This window comes from Pararhizobium sp. LjRoot255 (assembly GCF_964252905.1).
Classification (GTDB): Bacteria; Pseudomonadota; Alphaproteobacteria; order Rhizobiales; family Rhizobiaceae; genus Pararhizobium.
Genome location: NZ_CAXUPQ020000001.1, coordinates 2,037,103 through 2,055,863, shown reverse-complemented (window position 1 = coordinate 2,055,863; position 18,761 = coordinate 2,037,103). Strand labels below are relative to the sequence as shown.

Genomic DNA, 18,761 nt, shown 5'->3' with positions numbered 1-18,761 from the left:
CACAATTAGGCTGCCTTCTCATGATCCCAGAAATAGACGGTGGCGGGCTCTGGTTCCCAGACACGCGCGTCTTCGATGCCCGGCAGGTTGACGAGCGCGCGGTATTCGGATCCGAAGGCGATGTATTGATCGGTCTCGGCCATGACCGCAGGCTTGCAGGCGATCGGATCACGCACCACGCCGAAACCCGATTTGGTGCCGACAACGAAGGTGAAGAAACCGTCGAGATCATCGAGCGCGCTGGTCAGCGCCTGCCCCAGATCCTTGCCCTTGGCCATCTCGGCGGTGAGATAGGCGGCGGCGACTTCGGAATCGTTCTGCGTCTCGAAGGTCATGCCTTCGCGAACCAGTTCGCGGCGCAGGTTGTTGTGGTTGGAGAGCGAACCGTTATGCACCAGGCATTGGTCGGCGCCAGTCGAGAACGGATGGGCGCCGAGCGTTGTGACGGCCGATTCCGTCGCCATGCGGGTATGACCGATTCCATGCGTGCCGCCCATCGCGCGAATGCCGAAACGGGCAACAACATCCTTCGGCAGGCCGACTTCCTTGTAGATCTCGACACTGTCGCCCGAGCCCATGACGCGAATTTCCGGCCGCGCCTCAGCGAGCAGGCCGCGCACCGCTGCAACCCGTGTGGCGTCAGCCTCGATCACCGCATGCGTGCTTTTCAGCTCCACGGTGACGCTGGCATCAACAGGCTTCAGGAGGGCTTCAAGCCCGGCAAAATCGACGGCGGGCCTGGCGGATTGAACGGTGATTTTCGCGCGACCATCGGACGGCGCGCCATAGATTGCAATGCCGGCGCTATCGGGACCGCGATCAGTCATGATGACCAGCATATCGGACAGCATGGCCCCCAATTTCGGCTCCAGACTTTTGTCCTTCAAAAACAATCCGACAATTCCGCACATGGGGACGATCCTTCGTTTCGTTGCTGAAAAGATGGATAGCAGCTGCTTTTTCGAATTTCAACTGTGAAGAAAGTTTTTTTCTTTTTAGGCAAGATATCTGCGCTGCGTCTTGGCATTTCGTTATGCATCCTATGCCGAAATGCTATATGACCAACCAGTTGGTCAGGACACGAGAGGCCGGCAAAACCGTGCGCATACTTCGCCAAGGGAAACCGGTCGGGCAGTTGACTGCGATTTCTACGACCCGAAAACCCATCGAGATCGCGCTGCTCGTATCTGTCACCGAAGGTATGCAGCCCCAGGACGATGGTGCTGGCAACTTCATGCGCAAAATGCGCGACGGTGAGCGTTATTAGCCTCAAGAAATCCGTTGCTTCTCTAAAGACGAGCCGCGGCTACATCCCACCCCGCGTTTGCGGATAGGAAATGATCGAGAGATAACGGATCGGCAATTTCACCAACTGCTCTGGCCCATGACGTGCGTCGGCATCGAAAAACAGGCTGTCACCCGGCTGCATGGTGAAAAGCCGGTCACTGTGGCGGTACACGACCTCGCCCTCCAACATATAGAGAAACTCCATGCCCTCGTGCTGAAAGGCCGGGAACGTATCGGAATCAGCCGTCAGCGTGATCAGATAGGGCTCGACGATGACACCGGCCGTGTTATTGTCGATGTGACCGAGAAGATTGTATTGATGCCCGGCGCGTGTTCCGCGCCGCTCCAGTTCCACGCCTTCGCCCGCTTTGACGAAAACGGCGTTGCGCACTTCCTCGTAGCGCCGGAAGAAGGCTGTCACAGGAACACCCAGCGCCCTGGACAAGGACTGCAGCGTCGTCAGCGACGGCGAGATGTTGCCGTTCTCGATCTTCGACAGCATGCCGAGCGAAATACCGGTGGCGGCGGCAAGGTCGGTGACGGTAATGCCGAGCTTCTTGCGGAAGGCGCGGACTTCATGGCCGATGGCGATTTCGAGGTTGTTTTCCTTCGGCTCGCGCAGCGCATGCGGATCCTGCGAGAAAGCAGCTTTGAGCGCCGGCCGTTCGTCATCCGTCGTCCGGCCAATATCGATTTCAGCTGATTTTTTCGCCATGCTCGCCTGCCCTTGCCTCAATACGCGCTTCGGAAGAGGAGCCTATCCTGAGAGTGAAATTTTCTCAACCGAGAAGAAAATCAGTCGCTGGGCGCACCAAGGGCGGATTGTCGCCCTCGCCGCGGCGCCTCTCCGAATGCCGCGCGATAGCTGCGTGAAAAGTGCCCAGCGCTGGAAAAGCCGGTAGCGAAGGCAATTTCAGAAATCGAAAGCGGGCTTTGCAGAAGCAGCCGCCGCGCATGATTGAGCCTGAGCTTGCGATATTCCGCCAGGAAAGAGGACTGCATGAGACGCGAGAACAGGCGGTCCAGATGACGTGGCGACACTCCGGCCAGAGCCGCCATCGCCAACCGGTCGAGTGGCGCCTCGATCGTCGCTTCCATCTTTTCAAGGACTGTCAACAACCCCGGGTGATTGACACCGTAGCGCTCAGCCATCGACGCCCGCTGCGGCGCACCGGGAGCTTCCACATGGGTGTGCAGATACCAGTCGCTGACCCGGCGGGCGAAATCCGATCCCATGCGTTCGGAGATCAGGGCGTGCATCATGTCGAGCGGCGCGACGCCGCCGCCGCAGGTGATGCGATTGCCGTCGAGGACATAACGGGCCTGGCGCGGGGCGAGATCCGGGAAGGCTTCCATCAGGGCGGGCGCGTGCTCCCAGTGAATGGTGAAGTCACGATCCTTGAGCAGGCCCGCAGCCGCCATCAGATAGGGCCCCCCGGAAATGCCGCCGATACGAACGCCGTCACGCGTCAGCTGGCGCAGGCAGGCAAGAACCGCAGGCACGTTCCAATCGACTGGTGACCCGCCGGCGCAGACGAAGACGGTGTGCAGGCCGGAACCGCGCCTCGGAAGCGGTTGCGAGGGAACAGGAATTCCCGACGATGATAGCGCCATGTCGCCATCCGGCGCGTGAGCCGACAGGTGGTAGATTTCTTTACCAGCCAGAAGATTGGCGGCGCGCAACGGCTCGATCGCCGACGCATAGGACATCAGTGCAAACCCCGGAACGAGGATAAATCCGATCTTCTGCACGTTTTTGAGGTCATCTGTGGCCATGTCCTATTTATGACGCAATACGTCTCTTTTCTGCAAGTGATGAAAATCAATCCTGTCATGATCGCCGCCAGTTCTCACGGTGAATCGATCATGCGCTATTCCGCCTTTTCCGTTTTTCTGAACGCGCTGCGCGCCAATAAAAGCTGGCAGCCCGCTTGGCGCAGCCCGGTTCCGAAAAACCACTATGATGTGATCATCGTCGGCGGTGGCGGGCATGGGCTTTCAACCGCCTACTATCTCGCCAGGGAATTCGGCATCACCAATGTAGCGGTGCTGGAAAAGGGCTATATCGGCTCGGGCAATATCGGCCGCAACACGACGATCATCCGCTCCAACTATCTGCTTCAGGGCAACAACCCCTTCTACGAACTGTCGATGAAGCTCTGGGAAGGGCTGGAGCAGGACTTCAACTTCAACGCCATGGTCTCGCAACGTGGCGTGCTCAACCTCTATCATTCCGACGCACAGCGCGACGCCTACACGCGGCGCGGCAATGCCATGCGCCTGCACGGCGTCGATGCCGATCTGCTCGATCGCAACACCGTCCGCCAGATGCTGCCGTTCCTCGATTTCGACAATGCCCGCTTCCCGATCCAGGGCGCGCTGATGCAGAAGCGCGGCGGCACCGTGCGGCATGACGCGGTTGCCTGGGGCTATGCCCGTGGCGCCGACAGCCGCGGCGTCGATATCATACAGAATTGCGAGGTCACCGGCATTCGCCGCGAAAACGGCCGCGTCATGGGTGTCGAAACCAGCCAGGGTTTCATCGGCTGTGGCAAGCTGGCGCTGGCAGCGGCGGGTAATTCCACCGTCGTCGCCGACATGGTCGACATGAAGTTGCCGATCGAAAGCCATGTGCTGCAGGCCTTCGTCTCGGAAGGGCTGAAACCCTTCATCGACAACGTCGTCACCTTCGGCGCCGGCCATTTCTACGTCTCCCAGTCCGACAAGGGCGGCCTCGTCTTCGGCGGCGATATCGATGGCTATAATTCCTATGCCCAGCGCGGCAATCTGGCGACCGTCGAACATGTCGCCGAGGCCGGCGTCGCGATGATCCCGGCCCTCTCGCGTGTTCGGGTGCTTCGCTCCTGGGGCGGCGTGATGGACATGAGCATGGACGGCTCGCCGATCATCGATCGTACTCACATCGACAATCTCTATCTGAACGCCGGCTGGTGTTACGGCGGCTTCAAGGCCACGCCCGCGTCCGGCTTCTGCTACGCCCATCTGATCGCCAGGAACCAACCGCATGATACGGCAAAGGCCTTCCGGCTTGACCGCTTCGCACGCGGCCGAATGCTCGATGAAAAGGGCGTCGGCTCGCAACCCAATCTGCATTGAGGACTTTAAATGGCCAGCCTGATCGCCTGCCCCCATTGCGGGCCGCGCCCCAAGGAAGAATTCACCGTTAGGGGTGACGCCGCAATCGCCCGCCCCGCAGCCGATGCCGGCGAGGAAGCCTGGTATTCTTACGTCTATCTGCGCGACAACCCGCGGGGCAGGCACAAGGAATATTGGCATCACACATCCGGCTGCCGCCGCTGGCTCGTCGTGGAGCGCGATACCGTGACCCATGCGGTCTATGCCGTCAGGGACGCTGCCGCGCAGGGAGAGACCGCATGAGTTCCTTCCGTCTCTCCAGGGGTGGTCGCATCGACCGCGCCAAATCGCTGCACTTCACCTTCGACGGCAAGCCGATGCAAGGGTTTGCCGGCGACACGCTGGCCTCGGCGCTGCTCGCAAACGGCCGCCAGCTTGTCGGCCGCAGCTTCAAATACCATCGTCCCCGCGGCATCCTGACCGCCGGTGCCGCTGAGCCGAACGCGTTGGTTACCATCGGCGAAGGAGGCCGCACCGAGGCGAACACGCGCGCAACGCTGGTCGAACTCTACAGCGGCCTGACGGCCAGGAGTCAGAACCGCTGGCCCTCCGTCGATTTCGACCTTGGCGCCGTCAACAACCTGCTCTCGCCCTTCCTCGGCGCCGGTTTTTACTACAAGACCTTCATGTGGCCCGCCGCTTTCTGGGAAACGGTCTACGAGCCGATTATCCGCAAGGCGGCCGGTCTTGGCCGCGCCACCTACGAGCCCGATCCGGACGCTTATGAGAAATGCTGGGCACATTGCGACTTGCTGGTGATCGGCGCCGGCCCGGCCGGTCTTGCCGCCGCGCTGACTGCCGGTCGAGCAGGGGCGCGTGTCATCCTTGCTGATGAAGGCTTTGAGCCGGGCGGCTCGCTTCTCGCCGAGACCGCGGCAATCGGCGAGAAAGCCGCGGCCGGCCTCCTTGCGGAAGCGCTTGCCGAACTGGCCAGCCTCCCCAATGTGCGCATCTTTTCGCGCACCACCGTCTTCGGTTGGTATGACGGCAATGTCTTCGGTGCGGTCGAGAGCGTTCAAAAGAACACGGCCTCCATCGACCCGAACCGGCCGGTAGAGCGTCTGTGGCGCATTGCCGCCAAGCACGCGATCCTCGCGTCTGGCGCGGAAGAGCGCCCGCTCGTCTTCGGTGGCAATGATATTCCGGGCGTGATGATGGCAGGCGCCATGCGCTCCTATCTCAACCGGCAAGCCATCGCGCCGGGCAAGCGTACCGTCATTTTCACCAACGACGAATCCGGCTACAGGACGGCTACCGACCTCGAAGCAGCCGGACTTGAGGTCGCCGCCATTGTCGACGCTCGTGCTAGCGCCGCTTCGTCCTGGAGCGGGCGCGCACCCGTTTTCCCCGGCGCGGTGGTGCAGGACGCCAAAGGCGGCAAAGCCCTCACCAGCGTCACAGTTATCAAGGATGGCGCGCCGGTAACGATCAAGGCCGACGCTCTTGCCATGTCGGGCGGCTGGAGCCCGATCATCCATCTTGCCTGCCACCGCGGCGCAAAGCCCATCTGGTCGGATGCAAAGGCCGCCTTCCTCGCACCGGAAACACAGGCTGACCTGACCATAGCCGGTTCTGCGGCAGGTCTCGGCGCAACAGAAGCCTGCCTTGCCGACGGCGCCGAGAAAGCCGCACGCGCGCTGCAAGCCCTCGGCTTTTCCAAGGCCTCACCCGCCTTCGTCGCCGCAATCGACACCGCTACCGTCGCCAAGCCGCTCTGGTATGTGCGCGGCGCAAAGGGCAAGGCCTTTGTCGACTACCAGAACGATGTGCATCTGAAGGATCTCGGTCTCGCCGTCAGCGAAGGCTATGGCCATGTGGAGCTTGCCAAGCGCTACACCACCAACGGCATGGCGACCGATCAGGGCAAGCTGTCCAACATCAACGCCATCGGCATTCTGGCGGAAGCGCGCAAGGTTTCGCCGGCCGATGTCGGCACCACGACTTTCCGCCCGTTTTATACGCCGCTCTCCTTCGGCGCATTGACCGGCGCTTCAAAGGGCAGCCATTTCCAACCAGTGCGCAAATCGCCGCTGCATGACTGGGCAAGGAAGAACGGCGCCGTCTTCGTCGAGACCGGGCTCTGGTATCGCTCCTCCTGGTTTCCGAAGGCGGGCGAAACGACGTGGCGCGAAAGCGTCGATCGTGAAGTGCTCAATGTCCGTCAGAATGCCGGCATCTGCGATGTCTCGACGCTCGGCAAGATCGAGATCTTCGGCAAGGACGCCGCAGAATTCCTGAACCGCATCTACTGCAACGCTTTCCTGAAACTGCCAGTCGGCAAGGCGCGTTACGGCCTGATGCTGCGCGAAGATGGCCTGATCTATGACGACGGCACGACGAGTCGGCTTAGCGAAAATCACTTCTTCATGACGACGACCACGGCCTATGCGGCCGGCGTGATGAACCATCTGGAATTCTGCGCCCAGGCACTCTGGCCCGACCTCGATGTGCAGTTTGCCTCCTCCACGGACCAGTGGGCGCAGATTGCCGTCGCCGGACCGAAGTCGCGGACGATCCTGCAAACGCTAGTCGACGAGGATATTTCCGATGCGGCCTTCCCCTTCCTCGGCGCCAGGCAAGTCTCGCTGTTCGACGGGAAGCTGACCGGCCGGCTGTTCCGCATCTCCTTCTCCGGCGAATTGGCCTATGAGCTGGCAGTTCCCGCCGGTTATGGCGAAGCCGTCGCGGATGCGATCATGGCAACGGGCAAGCCTCACGGCATCTGCCCCTATGGCGTCGAAGCGCTCGGTGTCATGCGCATCGAGAAAGGTCATGTCACCCATTCCGAGATCAACGGCACCGTCGTTCCGGCCGATCTCGGATTTGCGAAGATGGTCTCGCCAACCAAACCGGACTTCATCGGCAAAGCGATGCTTTCGCGCGAGGGCATTGTGGCGCAGGACCGCCCATCGCTCGTCGGCGTCAAGCCGCTCGACCCCGCAACAACATTCAAGACCGGCTCGCACATCCTTTCAGATGGCGCCACTCCGTCGCTGGAAAACGATCAGGGTTATGTGACCTCCAGTTGCTATTCGCCCAACCTCGGCTCAACCATCGGCCTGGCGCTCGTCAAGCATGGGCCGAAGCGGCATGGCGAGCATGTCACGGTTTGGAACGACCTGAGAAATGAATACACCAAGGCCGTTCTCTGCAGCCCTGTCTTCTTCGATCCGGAAAACGGAAAACTCCATGGTTGATTTCGCTCTCCTTCATCGTTCCGCTCTGGCGGGCGCAAGGTCCGGTTCTTTCGGCGCCTCCTCGATGACGGCAAGGATAACGCTCGGAGCCCTGCCGGAAGGCCATGTCCTGCAGGTGCTCGCCGCACATGGAAGTGGCCTGCAGAACTTGATCCTGCAGATCGGCGATGGCGCCCCTCATGCCGTGCGCCCTTACGGCCCCGGACAGTGGTTCGTTGTCGGCGATGCGCCTCTTTCCGCCGCACATATCGCCGGCAAGGCGACGCTCCTTGCAGGCAAGGCGTCGATTGCCGATCAAAGCCACGGTCGCGTCCGGATCGGCATCAGTGGTGCATCCGTCGAAGCCGTCCTCGCCAAGGGCACGGCTGTCGATCTCGACCGGGCGAACTTCGCCATCGGCCACTCGGCCATGACGTTGATCGGCCATATCTCGGCGCTGATGACGCGAACCGATGTGGATTGCTTCGAACTCATGGTCCTGCGCGGCTTCGCGGAAAGCCTATGGGACGAACTCGTGCAGATGGGCCTCGAATTCGGCGTGGATGCCAAAACGGCTGGCTGAGCAACAGGTTTACGCTTCGCCGATCCCATTCAAATTTTTCCGATTGTCTCGAACCACGGCATCGTTCATGGTCACGATATCCGCCGCGTTGCACTGTTCGCATCCGCGGATAGTTCATTTCGCACGAGGAAAACACGCAATGGCCAAGGGACAAGCAAAGAGCAACAAGGAAGTCAGAAAACCGAAGAAGGACAAGGTTGCGGCCAAGGCAGCCACCCCTTTCAGCGCGACCACCCAAAAGGAAGTTCCCAAACTATCCGGCGCCAAGCCGAAGAAGTAATCGGCAGCTTGCCGTCACTTCGGCTGCGACGGCGTGAAATTGGCAACCAGTGCATGCCGCTCGCCCGGATAGATCAGGCGCACATGGGTGATGTAGGAACCATTGCTCCAGGTGCGCCGCTCCACCGTCAGACAGGGCGTTCCAACGGCAATATCAAGGGCCGTGGCGACCGGTTCATCCGCCGCCACCGCCCTTATCGTATGTTCGGCCGCACTCCACGGCACCCGGTTCAAGAGCCAGGGGCCAGGCGCCACCTCTTCGAAACTCTCGGCCGCCGCGTCAGGCACAGCCGCCAGATTGATCAGGCGCTGTTCGACGCAAAATGGCCTGTTGCCGGCAAAATGCGTGCAAGTCACATCCAGAATGGGTGCTGCCGCGTCGAGGCCGAGCCTGGATCTATCTTCGGCATTGCTCCGGCGCCGTGTCTTTGCGGACAGCTTATAGTCATAGGCGAGACCCAATGACTGGACTTCGAGCTTGATGTCGCGGATTTCGAGCACCGCCGACTGGGCGCGCGGCTGCGTCACGTAGCTGCCCGATTTCCGCCGCCGCTCGATCAGCCCTGTCTTCGCCAGTTGCGTCAGCGCTTTGTTCACGGTCATCCGCGAGCATTTGTACTGCTCGGCAAGATCGACCTCGAACGGAATGCGAAAGCCAGGCTGCCATTCGCCGGAAAGGATCCGATCCTCGATGTCGCCGAGAATGCGCTGATGCAGCGACAGGTCGCTTGCCACGTCGGCAGGCGGCGTCTCAACATTCGGGCTGGCATCCTGCAATTTCACCACGCGCTCACCTTCGACAAACTGTTTGGTCCTACTGCATGATTCCTTAAATCGGATTCGATTTAAGGATAAAATTATGCAGCAGTCTCAATTTGCTACAGCAGACATTATCCAGCGCCGCATATCCGGAGACGATGCGGCGCCAAACCGAAACGCTCAGGCCAGCAGTTCGCGCATCACGGTGCGGAACCGGGCTGATATCTCGTCCCGCCTGTGGTGCCGCCCGCCCTCGACCTGTTTGCGGCCCGCCACCCAGACACTGTCGGGCTTCGTCCCGTTGGCAAAGAGCCACGAATCGAGGGCCGCGTCATCAGCGAGATCACCATCCGGCACCCGCAGGCTGACGAAATCCGCCGGATTGCCGGCGGCAATGCCCGACTTCGATGCCCCCGATCCCAAAGCAATACCGCCGCCTTCGACCGCGCCGTCGAACAAGGCGCGGCCAGTCGATTGACCCGGCGAGGCCAGCACATTGCGCGAGCGATGCAACAAGCGCTGCGAATATTCAAGCTGGCGAAGCTCATCGGGAAGTCCGATCAGGACATTGGAATCCGAGCCGATGCCGAATTTCCCGCCCGCTTCATCGAACACGACCGCGTTGAACGTGCCATCGCCAAGATTGGCCTCCGTCACCGGGCAAAGGCCGGCGATGGCCCTGCTTTCAGCCATGCGCCGGGTTTCGTCATCCGTCATATGCGTCGCATGAATCAGGCACCAGCGGCCATCAAGCCCGGCATGATCGAGCAGCCATTCGACCGGTCGCGCGCCGGACCATGCAATGCAATCCTCCACTTCCTTGACCTGCTCGGCCACATGAATATGGATCGGCCCATCCTTTGCCATTGCAACGACGGTCGCCAATTCTTCCGGCGTCACCGCCCGCAGGCTATGCGGCGCCACGCCAACGCGTCCATCCGGCAAACCCTTGACCGCCCGATGGCAGCCGTCGAGCAGCCGCTCGAAGCTCTCGATCGTGTTGATGAAGCGCCGCTGGCCCTCGGTCGGAGCCGCACCGCCAAAGGTCGAATGCGCATAGAAGACCGGCAGCAGCGTCAGGCTGATGCCTGTCTTGAAAGCCGCCGAGGCGATCCGCTGGGCCATCTCGGAAATATCGGCATAGGGGCGGCCGTCGATATCGTGGTGGAGATAATGAAATTCGCCGACGCGGGAAAACCCGGCTTCCAGCATTTCCATATAGAGCTGGCTGGCGACGGCCTCGACATGATCCGGCGTCATCGACAGGGCGAAGCGATACATCACATTGCGCCAGCTCCAGAAACTGTCGGCACCAGGCCCGCGCGTTTCCGCAAGCCCCGCCATGCCGCGCTGGAATGCGTGGCTGTGGAGGTTCGGCATGCCGGATACGAGGATATCGTGGCGCTCGTCACCCGCCTGTGCCGCCGCTCCGGTTTCGACCGAGACAATCCGCCAGCCGTCGTACGATATCCGCACATCCTTCTGCCACCCTGCCGGCAACAAGGCCGATTTCACATGAATGCTGTCCAAGGCACCCTCTCCCGTTTTCGACAAAATCAAAAAACCACTTGCGCTCATTTTCTTTATGTCTATACATAATAGCACGAAAAGGAAAGGCTGGAAAACGATGTCTTCCATAAAATCGGCACCGGACGGATCCCGGCCAACCGCTTGCGATCGCCTTTGGCGAAACGCGCGGCTCGCGACCTTGAACCCTGCCTTGCCGGGTCTCGGCCTCGTCGAGAATGGCGCCATAGCCGTCGAAGACGGTCGTATCGTCTATGCCGGCAGCGAAGCAGACCTGCCTTTCTCCATCGAAAATGCCGCCGACGTCATAGATTGCAGCGGCCGCTGGATCACGCCCGGCCTGATCGACTGCCACACCCATCTGGTTCATGCCGGAGACCGCTCCAACGAATTCGAAATGCGGCTTTCAGGCGCAAGCTATGAGGAAGTGGCGCGCGCCGGCGGTGGCATTGTCTCCTCCGTGCGTTCTCTGCGTGAAGCCAGCGAAGACGAACTCGTGCGGCAGACGCTCCCCCGTCTGGACGCGCTGATGGCCGAGGGCGTCACGACGGTGGAAATCAAGTCCGGCTACGGCCTCGACCTCGAAAACGAAGCGAAGACCCTGCGCGCCGCGCGCCGTCTCAGCGAAGAACGCGATGTGGCCATCCGCACCACCTTCCTCGGCGCCCATGCGCTGCCGCCGGAATTCAAGGGCGACAAGGCCGGCTATATCGCCAAGGTCGCAGGCGAGATGCTGCCCGCGATCGCGGCGCAAGGGCTGGCCGACGCCGTTGACGGCTTTTGCGAAGGCATCGCCTTTTCGACGGACGAGATGCGCCTGGTTTTCGATGCGGCCAAGGCGCATGGCCTGCCTGTCAAACTGCATGCCGACCAACTCTCCAATCTGCACGGCGCCGCCCTTGCCGCCGAGTATGGCGCGCTGTCGGCCGATCACCTCGAATATACCGACGAAGCCGGCGCCGAAGCCATGGCGAAGAGCGGCACGATCGCCGTCATCCTGCCCGGCGCCTTTTACTTCATCCGTGAAACCAAGAAGCCGCCGATCGAGCTGTTCCGCCAGGCGGGCGTTGCGATGGCGATTGCCACCGACAGCAATCCCGGCACCTCGCCGCTCACTTCGCTGCTTCTGACCATGAACATGGCGGCGACCTTGTTCGGCATGACGATCACCGAATGCATCGCCGGCGTGACGCGGGAGGCGGCGCGCGCGCTCGGCCTCGTCGACGAGGTGGGGACGCTGGAACCCGGAAAATGGGCCGATTTCGCCATCTGGAATATCGAGCGACCGGCTGAACTCGTCTACCGCATGGGCTTCAACCCGCTGCATGCGCGCGTCCGCAACGGACATTGAAATTGGAGACGCGTGAGCCTGGCTCCGCGCATTGGTGAGGACTTCTTGATGACTCTTATTCTGCAGCCGGGCTCCGTCCCGCTTTCGACGCTTGAAACCATCTACTGGACCGGCGAGGCAGCCCGGCTCGATCCCTCCTTCGACAAGGGCATTGAGAAGGCCGCCGCCCGCATCGCCGAGATCGCCGCGGGCAATGCGCCGGTCTACGGCATCAACACCGGTTTCGGTAAACTGGCGAGCATCAAGATCGATGCCGCCGACGTGGCCACCCTGCAGCGCAACCTGATCCTCTCGCACTGCTGCGGCGTCGGCCAGCCGCTTGCCGAAAACATCGTCCGCCTGATCATGGCGTTGAAACTTGTCTCTCTCGGACGCGGCGCATCGGGTGTCCGGCTCGAACTCGTCCGTCTGATCGAGGGCATGCTCGAAAAGGGCGTCATCCCGGTCATCCCGGAAAAGGGCTCCGTCGGCGCCTCCGGCGATCTCGCGCCGCTCGCACATATGGCAGCGGTGATGATGGGCGAAGGCGAAGCCTTCTTCAATGGCGAACAACTTGACGGCCGCGCCGCGCTTGAGCGCGCCGGCCTGACGCCGGTCGTGCTTGCCGCAAAGGAAGGCCTGGCGCTGATCAACGGCACGCAGGTCTCCACTGCACTCGCCCTCGCCGGCCTGTTCCGCGCCCACCGCGCCGCGCAGTCGGCGCTGATCACGGGCGCACTTTCGACCGACGCCGCCATGGGCTCCTCGGCCCCCTTCCACCCCGATATCCATACGCTGCGCGGCCATAAGGGCCAGATCGATGCGGCCGCCGCCCTGCGCCGCCTGCTCAAGGGCTCGGTGATCCGCGAGAGCCATATCGAAGGTGACGAGCGCGTCCAGGACCCCTATTGCATCCGCTGCCAGCCGCAGGTCGACGGCGCCTGCCTCGATCTTATGCGCTCCGTTGCCCGCACGCTTGAAATCGAAGCCAACGCCGTCACCGACAATCCGCTGGTGCTGTCGGATAATTCCGTCGTCTCCGGCGGCAATTTCCATGCCGAGCCGGTCGCCTTCGCGGCCGACCAGATCGCGCTCGCCATCTGCGAAATCGGCGCCATCTCGCAGCGCCGCATCGCGCTCTTGGTCGATCCGGCCCTCTCCTATGGCCTGCCGGCATTCTTGGCCAAGAAGCCCGGCCTCAACTCCGGCCTGATGATCGCCGAAGTCACCTCGGCCGCGCTGATGTCGGAAAACAAGCAGATGTCGCACCCGGCCTCGGTCGATTCCACCCCGACCTCGGCCAACCAGGAAGATCATGTCTCCATGGCCTGCCACGGCGCCCGCCGTCTTCTGCAGATGACGGACAACCTGTTTTCGATCATCGGCATCGAGGCGCTGACGGCAGCACAGGGCATTGACTTCCGCGCACCGCTCGTCACCAGCCCGGAACTGACCAAGGCCATCGCCGCCATCCGCTCCGTCGTCCCAACGCTGGAGATCGACCGCTACATGGCGACCGACCTCAAGGCGGCGACCGACCTCATCGGCTCCGGCGCCCTGAACGCTGCGGTTTCCGCCGGCATTCTTCCGGTTCTGGAGGCGTAAATGAGTGTCTTTGAAGTCAAACAGGGCACTTCGCCGGTCATCCTCGGCTTTCCGCATACCGGCACCGACGTCCCGCCGGTTATCTGGGAGCGGCTGAACGACAATGGCCGCATCCTCGCCGACACCGACTGGCATATCCATCGCCTCTATGACGGATTGCTGCCGGAGGTCACGACCGTGCGTGCCACCTTCCATCGCTACGTCATCGACGCCAATCGCGATCCGGAAGGTGTCAGCCTTTATCCCGGCCAGAACACGACCGGGCTCATACCGGGCACCGATTTCGACGGCGTGGCGATCTGGAAGGACGGGGAAGAACCGACCGAAGCCGATATCACCGCCCGGCTAGCCGATTTCCACGCACCCTATCATGCGGCACTCGCGGCCGAAATCGAGCGCGTCAAGACGATCCATGGCATCGCAGTTCTCTATGACTGCCATTCTATCCGCTCGGATATTCCGTTCCTGTTCGAAGGCACGCTGCCTGATTTCAACATCGGCACCGACAGCGGCAAGACCTGCGATCCGGCCATCCAGAACGCAACTGTCGATGTCGTCCTGAATGCGCAGGATTACACCAGCATCCTCAACGGCCGCTTCAAGGGCGGCTGGACGACACGCCACTACGGCCGGCCTGAAACCGGCGTGCACGCAATCCAGATGGAACTGGCGCAATCCACGCATCTAAGCACGGAAGCACCGCCCTTCGCCTATGACCAAGCCAAGGCGGCAAAGCTCCGCATTCACCTCAAGGACATTCTCACGCGCATCGAAGCATCAGCGCTGACACTGGCACACACCACAAGGGCAACCAAATGACCAATCCTCGTCACAACATCCGCGACGTCCGCGCAGCCCGCGGCACTGAACTCACCGCAAAATCCTGGATGACCGAAGCGCCGCTTCGCATGCTGATGAACAATCTCGATCCGGAAGTGGCCGAGAACCCGCACGAACTGGTGGTTTACGGCGGCATCGGCCGCGCCGCCCGTACCTGGGCCGACTTCGACAAGATCGTCGAAACGTTGCGCGACCTCAACGAAGACGAGACGCTGATGGTGCAGTCCGGCAAGCCGGTCGGCGTCTTCCGCACCCACAAGGATGCGCCGCGCGTGCTGATCGCCAATTCGAACCTGGTGCCACACTGGGCGACCTGGGATCATTTCAACGAACTGGATAAGAAGGGTCTCGCCATGTATGGCCAGATGACCGCCGGTTCGTGGATCTATATCGGCAGCCAGGGCATCGTGCAGGGCACCTACGAAACCTTCGTCGAAGCCGGCCGCCAGCATTACAACGGCGATCTCAAGGCCAAGTGGGTCCTGACCGGCGGTCTCGGCGGCATGGGTGGCGCTCAGCCACTGGCCGCCGTCATGGCCGGCGCCTGCTGCTTGGCTGTCGAGTGCAATCCGGATTCGATCGATTTCCGCCTGCGCACCCGCTACGTCGATGCCCGTGCCGAAACCCTCGACGAAGCGATGGAACTGATCAAACGTTGGACCGCCGCCGGCGAGGCGAAGTCCGTCGGCCTGCTCGGCAACACCGCCGAAATCCTGCCGGAAATGGTCCGCCGCGGCATCCGCCCGGACATGGTCACCGACCAGACTTCCGCCCACGACCCGATCAACGGCTACCTGCCGAAGGGCTGGACGATGGCTGAGTGGAAGGCAAAGCGCGAAAGCGATCCGAAGGCCGTCGAAAAGGCGGCCCGCGCCTCCATGCGCGAGCATGTCGAAGCGATGATCGCCTTCCAGGACATGGGTGTTCCGACTTTCGACTACGGCAACAACATCCGCCAGGTCGCCAAGGAAGAGGGCCTCGAAAACGCCTTCGCTTTCCCGGGCTTCGTGCCGGCCTATATCCGCCCGCTTTTCTGCCGCGGCATCGGTCCGTTCCGCTGGGCTGCCCTGTCGGGTGATCCGGAGGATATCCGCAAAACCGATGCCAAGGTGAAGGAACTCACCCCTGGCAACAAGCACCTGCACAACTGGCTCGACATGGCTGCCGAGCGCATCGCCTTTCAAGGGTTGCCGGCGCGCATTTGCTGGGTGGGTCTCGGCGATCGCCACCGCCTCGGCCTCGCCTTCAACGAAATGGTCAAGACCGGCGAATTGTCGGCTCCGATCGTCATCGGTCGCGACCATCTCGACTCTGGCTCCGTCGCCTCGCCGAATCGCGAGACCGAAGCGATGAAGGACGGTTCCGACGCAGTCTCCGACTGGCCGCTGCTCAACGCGCTCCTCAACACCGCGTCCGGCGCCACCTGGGTGTCGCTGCATCACGGCGGTGGCGTCGGCATGGGCTTTTCGCAGCATTCGGGCGTCGTCATCTGCTGCGACGGCTCGGACGAGGCTGCCGCCCGCGTCGGCCGCGTGCTGTGGAACGACCCGGCAACCGGCGTCATGCGCCACGCCGATGCCGGCTACGAGATCGCCCTCGATTGCGCCAGGGAAAAGGGCCTGCGTCTGCCGGGCATTCTCGGGAACTGAGGCTTACACCAGCAGGATAAGGCCGTCGTATTTTGCGACGGTCTTGTCGACGGTGATCAGCGAACGCCCTCGACATGGGCCTGAGCAACCGAAACACGACCGAAGGGATCTTTGTGAATAGGGGCGGTAGACGGACCACCGCGGCCGCATGTTCGCCAAGCAAAGGGAGCTCCTGATAGCCGTTTTTTAGCAGGTTTTCCCGAAGGACACTCGGATCAATCGCGAAATCCCGATATCGGACTCGCCCTTGGCCACCTTCTCCATCAAACGGGAGAGATGTGTCTTTGCTTCGTGTATATTGACGGTTTCCATCATCGTCCTCCTGCGGACTTAGTCCCTTAAACTTGGTCCACTCCATAGAGGTTTACAATGTCCATCGCGCAACAACAGCCCAAACACAGCCGCCCGCTGGTTTTAAAGGCGGACACGTATCGGCGCATGCCCTGGAAGAACGGTAGCGGCGAAACGACGGAGATCGCCGTGTTCCCGCAGGACGCTGATCTCGCCACTTTCGGCTGGCGCGTCAGCATGGCGACGGTGGCGACTGACGGTCCCTTCTCCGTCTTTCCCGGCATCGACCGCACCCTGTCAATCCTCCAGGGAGACGGCATGGAACTCAAGATCGCCGGGAGGGCGCCGGTCGTTCTGACGCAAGCATCCAAGCCGCTTGCCTTTCCGGCCGATGCACCAACATCCGCGCGGTTGGTTTCAGGTACGATCATCGATCTCAACGTCATGACCCGGCGAGGCCAATGGGTGCATCAGGTCGAAAAGCGTATTGTCGAGGGGCAGCATCACCTGGATGCGGAGGGCGGCGTCACCCTGCTTCTGTCGCTCGGCAATATACGGATCGATTGCGGGGATCACGCGGTTGAAGTTGCCAGGTTGGACTGCGCCATCCTGGAAGGCGTCGTATTGATTACCTCCGACATGCCGACGGAGGCCTATCTGATCCACATTTCGCCCGTCTGAGGCTTTCGCAACCGCCTGGTAATTACGGTTGCCGTCACAGTTGCGCCTCGCGCAGGCCGAAACCGGCCCATCGCGTCCTGTAACGGCAACGTTGACATGGGCGGCAGTCTAAACGCTGGCGGGCGGCGGCGATGCGCGCAGGAGATCGCGTGCCTTTTCCAGATCCCAGCCGAGCGGCCGGTCGTCTGCATAGCGTGGCACGGCCGCGCGGATATGGCGATGGAGCACGTCCGTGCCGCTTGCCCGCTGCGCAACACCGGCTTTGAAATCCTGGGCCTGCGCGGCGGCGGCGAATTCGATGCCGAGGATTTGCTCGGCATTGTCTAGGACTGCAAGCAGCTTGGTAGCCGCAGCCGTCGGATGCGCGAGAAAATCCTCCTGCAGCGCCGAGGTGACGCCTCCGTCGAGGCTAGCCGGCGCACCCAGCCGCCGATTTTCTGCGGCAAGGGCCGCTGCGGTATATTGCGCGATCATGAAGCCGGATCCAGCACCCGGATCGGCTGCCAGGAAGGCGGGAAGACCGCTCACCAGCGGATTGACCAGCCGATCGATCCGCCGCTCGCTCATCGCCGATATCTGGGCGACGGCGACCGCCAGGCTGTCCAGAGCCTGTCCGAGGGCGGGCGCAACGGCGTGGGCTTCGGACGAGACAATCGGCGCTTCCGGCGTACCGGAGACAGCCGGATTGTCCGTGACGGAGGCAAGTTCCTGGTTGACGATCGAACCGGCGAAATCAAATACATCCCAGCCGGCGCCGTGCGCATGCGGGACGGAACGAAGGCTCAGGGCATCCTGCGTGCGCGCGCCTTTGGCAGCCTCGATCAGACCGCTGCCCGCGAGGCGGTCACGCAGCACCTGGCCAACCTTGTCGATTCCTTTCGACTTGCGAAGCGCCAGCAGCGATGCATCGAAAGCCGCCGTCTGGCCGCCGAGCGCTTCGATGGTCAGCGCCGCGATGGCATCCGCCCACTCAAGAAGCCGCTCGGCCCGCGCCAATGCCACCGCTCCGAGCCCGGTGGAGCAGGCCGTGCCATTGACGAGGCTCAAACCCTCCTTGGCTTGCAATACAAGCGGCGCGATGCCGAGAACTTTCAGCGCCTCGGCTCCGGTCACGGACGTCCCCTTCAGCCGCGCCCCGCCCTCACAGATCAGCACCAGCGCGATATGGGCGTTGTGGGTGAGATAACCGGCGGAACCTTTGGACGGCACATCGGGAATACAGTCTTCGCGAAGGAAAGCCTGCAAGACTTCAACGATCACTGGGCGAACGCCAGAATGACCATGGGAAAAATTGGCAATCTGAGCCGCGATGATGGCGCGCACTTCGCGTGGCTCCAATAGCGGACCGACGCCGCAGGCATGACTGAGAACGATGTTGCGCGACAGGCGGCTCTGGCAAGGGCGATCGACGACGGTATCGGCAAGTGCGCCGACGCCGGTATTGACGCCATAGGCGCGCACGCCGCTTTCGACGATCGCCGCAACGATGCGGCTGGCGGTCTCGACCCGCTGGCGCGCACTATCGGACAGGGAAACAGCCGCACCATCGGCAACCGCCGCCACGGCGCGCCAGTCGAGTGCCGTTTCGAGCATGATAT

17 protein-coding genes and 1 pseudogene are annotated in these 18,761 nt (G+C 62.0%); 11 read left to right on the top strand and 7 right to left on the bottom strand.

Annotated elements, in window-relative coordinates; genetic code table 11:
- Positions 1-5: 5 nt before the first annotated feature.
- The gene (locus ACSQ2W_RS09965) at positions 6-911 is read right to left on the bottom strand and encodes a class II glutamine amidotransferase (protein WP_436086098.1); all 906 of its coding nucleotides are present in this window, start codon (positions 909-911) and stop codon (positions 6-8) included.
- Positions 912-1,057: 146 nt separating this feature from the next.
- Between ACSQ2W_RS09965 and ACSQ2W_RS09960 the strand changes: the two genes are divergently transcribed.
- Positions 1,058-1,267, top strand: coding sequence for a type II toxin-antitoxin system prevent-host-death family antitoxin (locus tag ACSQ2W_RS09960; RefSeq protein ID WP_436086097.1), 210 nt, complete (start codon positions 1,058-1,060; stop codon positions 1,265-1,267).
- Positions 1,268-1,306: 39 nt separating this feature from the next.
- Here ACSQ2W_RS09960 and ACSQ2W_RS09955 read toward each other — a convergent pair whose 3' ends face one another.
- Both ACSQ2W_RS09955 and ACSQ2W_RS09950 read right to left on the bottom strand, forming a co-directional pair.
- Positions 1,307-2,002, bottom strand: a complete 696-nt coding sequence (locus ACSQ2W_RS09955; protein ID WP_436086096.1) for a helix-turn-helix domain-containing protein — start codon at positions 2,000-2,002, stop codon at positions 1,307-1,309.
- An 80-nt stretch (positions 2,003-2,082) separates the two neighbouring features.
- Positions 2,083-3,063: a GlxA family transcriptional regulator gene (locus tag ACSQ2W_RS09950; protein WP_436086095.1), complete on the bottom strand. Its 981-nt coding sequence runs from the start codon at positions 3,061-3,063 to the stop codon at positions 2,083-2,085.
- A gap of 90 nt (positions 3,064-3,153) precedes the next feature.
- Between ACSQ2W_RS09950 and ACSQ2W_RS09945 the strand changes: the two genes are divergently transcribed.
- From ACSQ2W_RS09945 to ACSQ2W_RS09925, 5 genes are all read left to right on the top strand, one after another.
- Complete coding sequence (locus tag ACSQ2W_RS09945; RefSeq protein ID WP_436086094.1) at positions 3,154-4,404, top strand: sarcosine oxidase subunit beta family protein; 1,251 nt, start codon at positions 3,154-3,156, stop codon at positions 4,402-4,404.
- A 9-nt stretch (positions 4,405-4,413) separates the two neighbouring features.
- A complete protein-coding gene (locus tag ACSQ2W_RS09940; RefSeq protein ID WP_436086093.1) occupies positions 4,414-4,686 on the top strand; it encodes a sarcosine oxidase subunit delta in 273 nt (90 codons plus the stop codon).
- Positions 4,683-7,640, top strand: a complete 2,958-nt coding sequence (locus ACSQ2W_RS09935) for a sarcosine oxidase subunit alpha family protein (RefSeq protein ID WP_436086092.1) — start codon at positions 4,683-4,685, stop codon at positions 7,638-7,640. Before ACSQ2W_RS09940 ends, ACSQ2W_RS09935 begins: the two co-directional genes overlap by 4 nt.
- Entirely contained in the window at positions 7,633-8,202 is a 570-nt protein-coding gene (locus ACSQ2W_RS09930) for a sarcosine oxidase subunit gamma family protein (protein ID WP_436086091.1), read from the top strand. The genes ACSQ2W_RS09935 and ACSQ2W_RS09930 overlap by 8 nt, the downstream gene beginning before the upstream one ends.
- Before the next feature lie 139 nt (positions 8,203-8,341).
- Positions 8,342-8,482 carry a hypothetical protein gene (locus ACSQ2W_RS09925; protein ID WP_436079928.1) on the top strand — a complete coding sequence of 47 codons (141 nt, stop codon included), beginning with the start codon at positions 8,342-8,344 and terminating at the stop codon, positions 8,480-8,482.
- Between the two features lie 14 nt (positions 8,483-8,496).
- On the opposite strand, the gene hutC is transcribed toward ACSQ2W_RS09925, so the two are convergent.
- Entirely contained in the window at positions 8,497-9,258 is a 762-nt protein-coding gene (gene hutC / locus ACSQ2W_RS09920; RefSeq protein WP_436087738.1) for a histidine utilization repressor, read from the bottom strand.
- Positions 9,259-9,420: 162 nt separating this feature from the next.
- Positions 9,421-10,770: a formimidoylglutamate deiminase gene (locus ACSQ2W_RS09915; protein ID WP_436086090.1), complete on the bottom strand. Its 1,350-nt coding sequence runs from the start codon at positions 10,768-10,770 to the stop codon at positions 9,421-9,423.
- Positions 10,771-10,867: 97 nt separating this feature from the next.
- Here ACSQ2W_RS09915 and hutI point away from each other — a divergent pair, with 97 nt between their 5' ends.
- The 4 genes from hutI to hutU are packed head-to-tail and all read left to right on the top strand — an operon-like array spanning position 10,868 to position 16,191.
- Positions 10,868-12,118, top strand: coding sequence for an imidazolonepropionase (gene hutI / locus ACSQ2W_RS09910; protein WP_436086089.1), 1,251 nt, complete (start codon positions 10,868-10,870; stop codon positions 12,116-12,118).
- A gap of 48 nt (positions 12,119-12,166) precedes the next feature.
- A complete protein-coding gene (hutH, locus tag ACSQ2W_RS09905; RefSeq protein WP_436086088.1) occupies positions 12,167-13,702 on the top strand; it encodes a histidine ammonia-lyase in 1,536 nt (511 codons plus the stop codon).
- Positions 13,703-14,521 (top strand): N-formylglutamate deformylase, encoded by an 819-nt coding sequence (hutG, locus tag ACSQ2W_RS09900; RefSeq protein WP_436086087.1) that lies wholly within the window; start codon positions 13,703-13,705, stop codon positions 14,519-14,521.
- Entirely contained in the window at positions 14,518-16,191 is a 1,674-nt protein-coding gene (gene hutU, locus ACSQ2W_RS09895) for a urocanate hydratase (RefSeq protein WP_436086086.1), read from the top strand. The genes hutG and hutU overlap by 4 nt, the downstream gene beginning before the upstream one ends.
- A 240-nt stretch (positions 16,192-16,431) precedes the next feature.
- Here hutU and ACSQ2W_RS09890 read toward each other — a convergent pair.
- Positions 16,432-16,503 (bottom strand): annotated as a pseudogene (locus tag ACSQ2W_RS09890) (type II toxin-antitoxin system Phd/YefM family antitoxin); the annotation flags it as partial.
- Between the two features lie 126 nt (positions 16,504-16,629).
- Here ACSQ2W_RS09890 and ACSQ2W_RS09885 point away from each other — a divergent pair.
- Positions 16,630-17,163, top strand: a complete 534-nt coding sequence (locus tag ACSQ2W_RS09885; RefSeq protein ID WP_436087737.1) for a HutD/Ves family protein — start codon at positions 16,630-16,632, stop codon at positions 17,161-17,163.
- Positions 17,164-17,271: 108 nt separating this feature from the next.
- Here the strand turns inward: ACSQ2W_RS09885 and ACSQ2W_RS09880 are convergent, their stop codons facing one another.
- The gene (locus ACSQ2W_RS09880; protein WP_436087736.1) at positions 17,272-18,756 is read right to left on the bottom strand and encodes an HAL/PAL/TAL family ammonia-lyase; all 1,485 of its coding nucleotides are present in this window, start codon (positions 18,754-18,756) and stop codon (positions 17,272-17,274) included.
- Positions 18,757-18,761 lie beyond the last annotated feature (5 nt).

Excerpts from the sequence above, each read along its gene's own strand:
- ACSQ2W_RS09950 (WP_436086095.1), bottom strand. The coding sequence starts at position 3,063 with ATGGCCACAGATGACCTCAAAAACGTGCAGAAGATCGGATTTATCCTC.
- hutI (WP_436086089.1), top strand. The coding sequence starts at position 10,868 with ATGTCTTCCATAAAATCGGCACCGGACGGATCCCGGCCAACCGCTTGC.
- ACSQ2W_RS09880 (WP_436087736.1), bottom strand. The coding sequence starts at position 18,756 with ATGCTCGAAACGGCACTCGACTGGCGCGCCGTGGCGGCGGTTGCCGAT.
- hutU (WP_436086086.1), top strand. The coding sequence starts at position 14,518 with ATGACCAATCCTCGTCACAACATCCGCGACGTCCGCGCAGCCCGCGGC.
- ACSQ2W_RS09935 (WP_436086092.1), top strand. The coding sequence starts at position 4,683 with ATGAGTTCCTTCCGTCTCTCCAGGGGTGGTCGCATCGACCGCGCCAAA.
- ACSQ2W_RS09925 (WP_436079928.1), top strand. The coding sequence starts at position 8,342 with ATGGCCAAGGGACAAGCAAAGAGCAACAAGGAAGTCAGAAAACCGAAG.
- ACSQ2W_RS09885 (WP_436087737.1), top strand. The coding sequence starts at position 16,630 with ATGCCCTGGAAGAACGGTAGCGGCGAAACGACGGAGATCGCCGTGTTC.
- ACSQ2W_RS09940 (WP_436086093.1), top strand. The coding sequence starts at position 4,414 with ATGGCCAGCCTGATCGCCTGCCCCCATTGCGGGCCGCGCCCCAAGGAA.
- ACSQ2W_RS09930 (WP_436086091.1), top strand. The coding sequence starts at position 7,633 with ATGGTTGATTTCGCTCTCCTTCATCGTTCCGCTCTGGCGGGCGCAAGG.
- ACSQ2W_RS09955 (WP_436086096.1), bottom strand. The coding sequence starts at position 2,002 with ATGGCGAAAAAATCAGCTGAAATCGATATTGGCCGGACGACGGATGAC.
- hutH (WP_436086088.1), top strand. The coding sequence starts at position 12,167 with ATGACTCTTATTCTGCAGCCGGGCTCCGTCCCGCTTTCGACGCTTGAA.
- ACSQ2W_RS09965 (WP_436086098.1), bottom strand. The coding sequence starts at position 911 with ATGTGCGGAATTGTCGGATTGTTTTTGAAGGACAAAAGTCTGGAGCCG.
- ACSQ2W_RS09960 (WP_436086097.1), top strand. The coding sequence starts at position 1,058 with ATGACCAACCAGTTGGTCAGGACACGAGAGGCCGGCAAAACCGTGCGC.
- ACSQ2W_RS09945 (WP_436086094.1), top strand. The coding sequence starts at position 3,154 with ATGCGCTATTCCGCCTTTTCCGTTTTTCTGAACGCGCTGCGCGCCAAT.
- hutG (WP_436086087.1), top strand. The coding sequence starts at position 13,703 with ATGAGTGTCTTTGAAGTCAAACAGGGCACTTCGCCGGTCATCCTCGGC.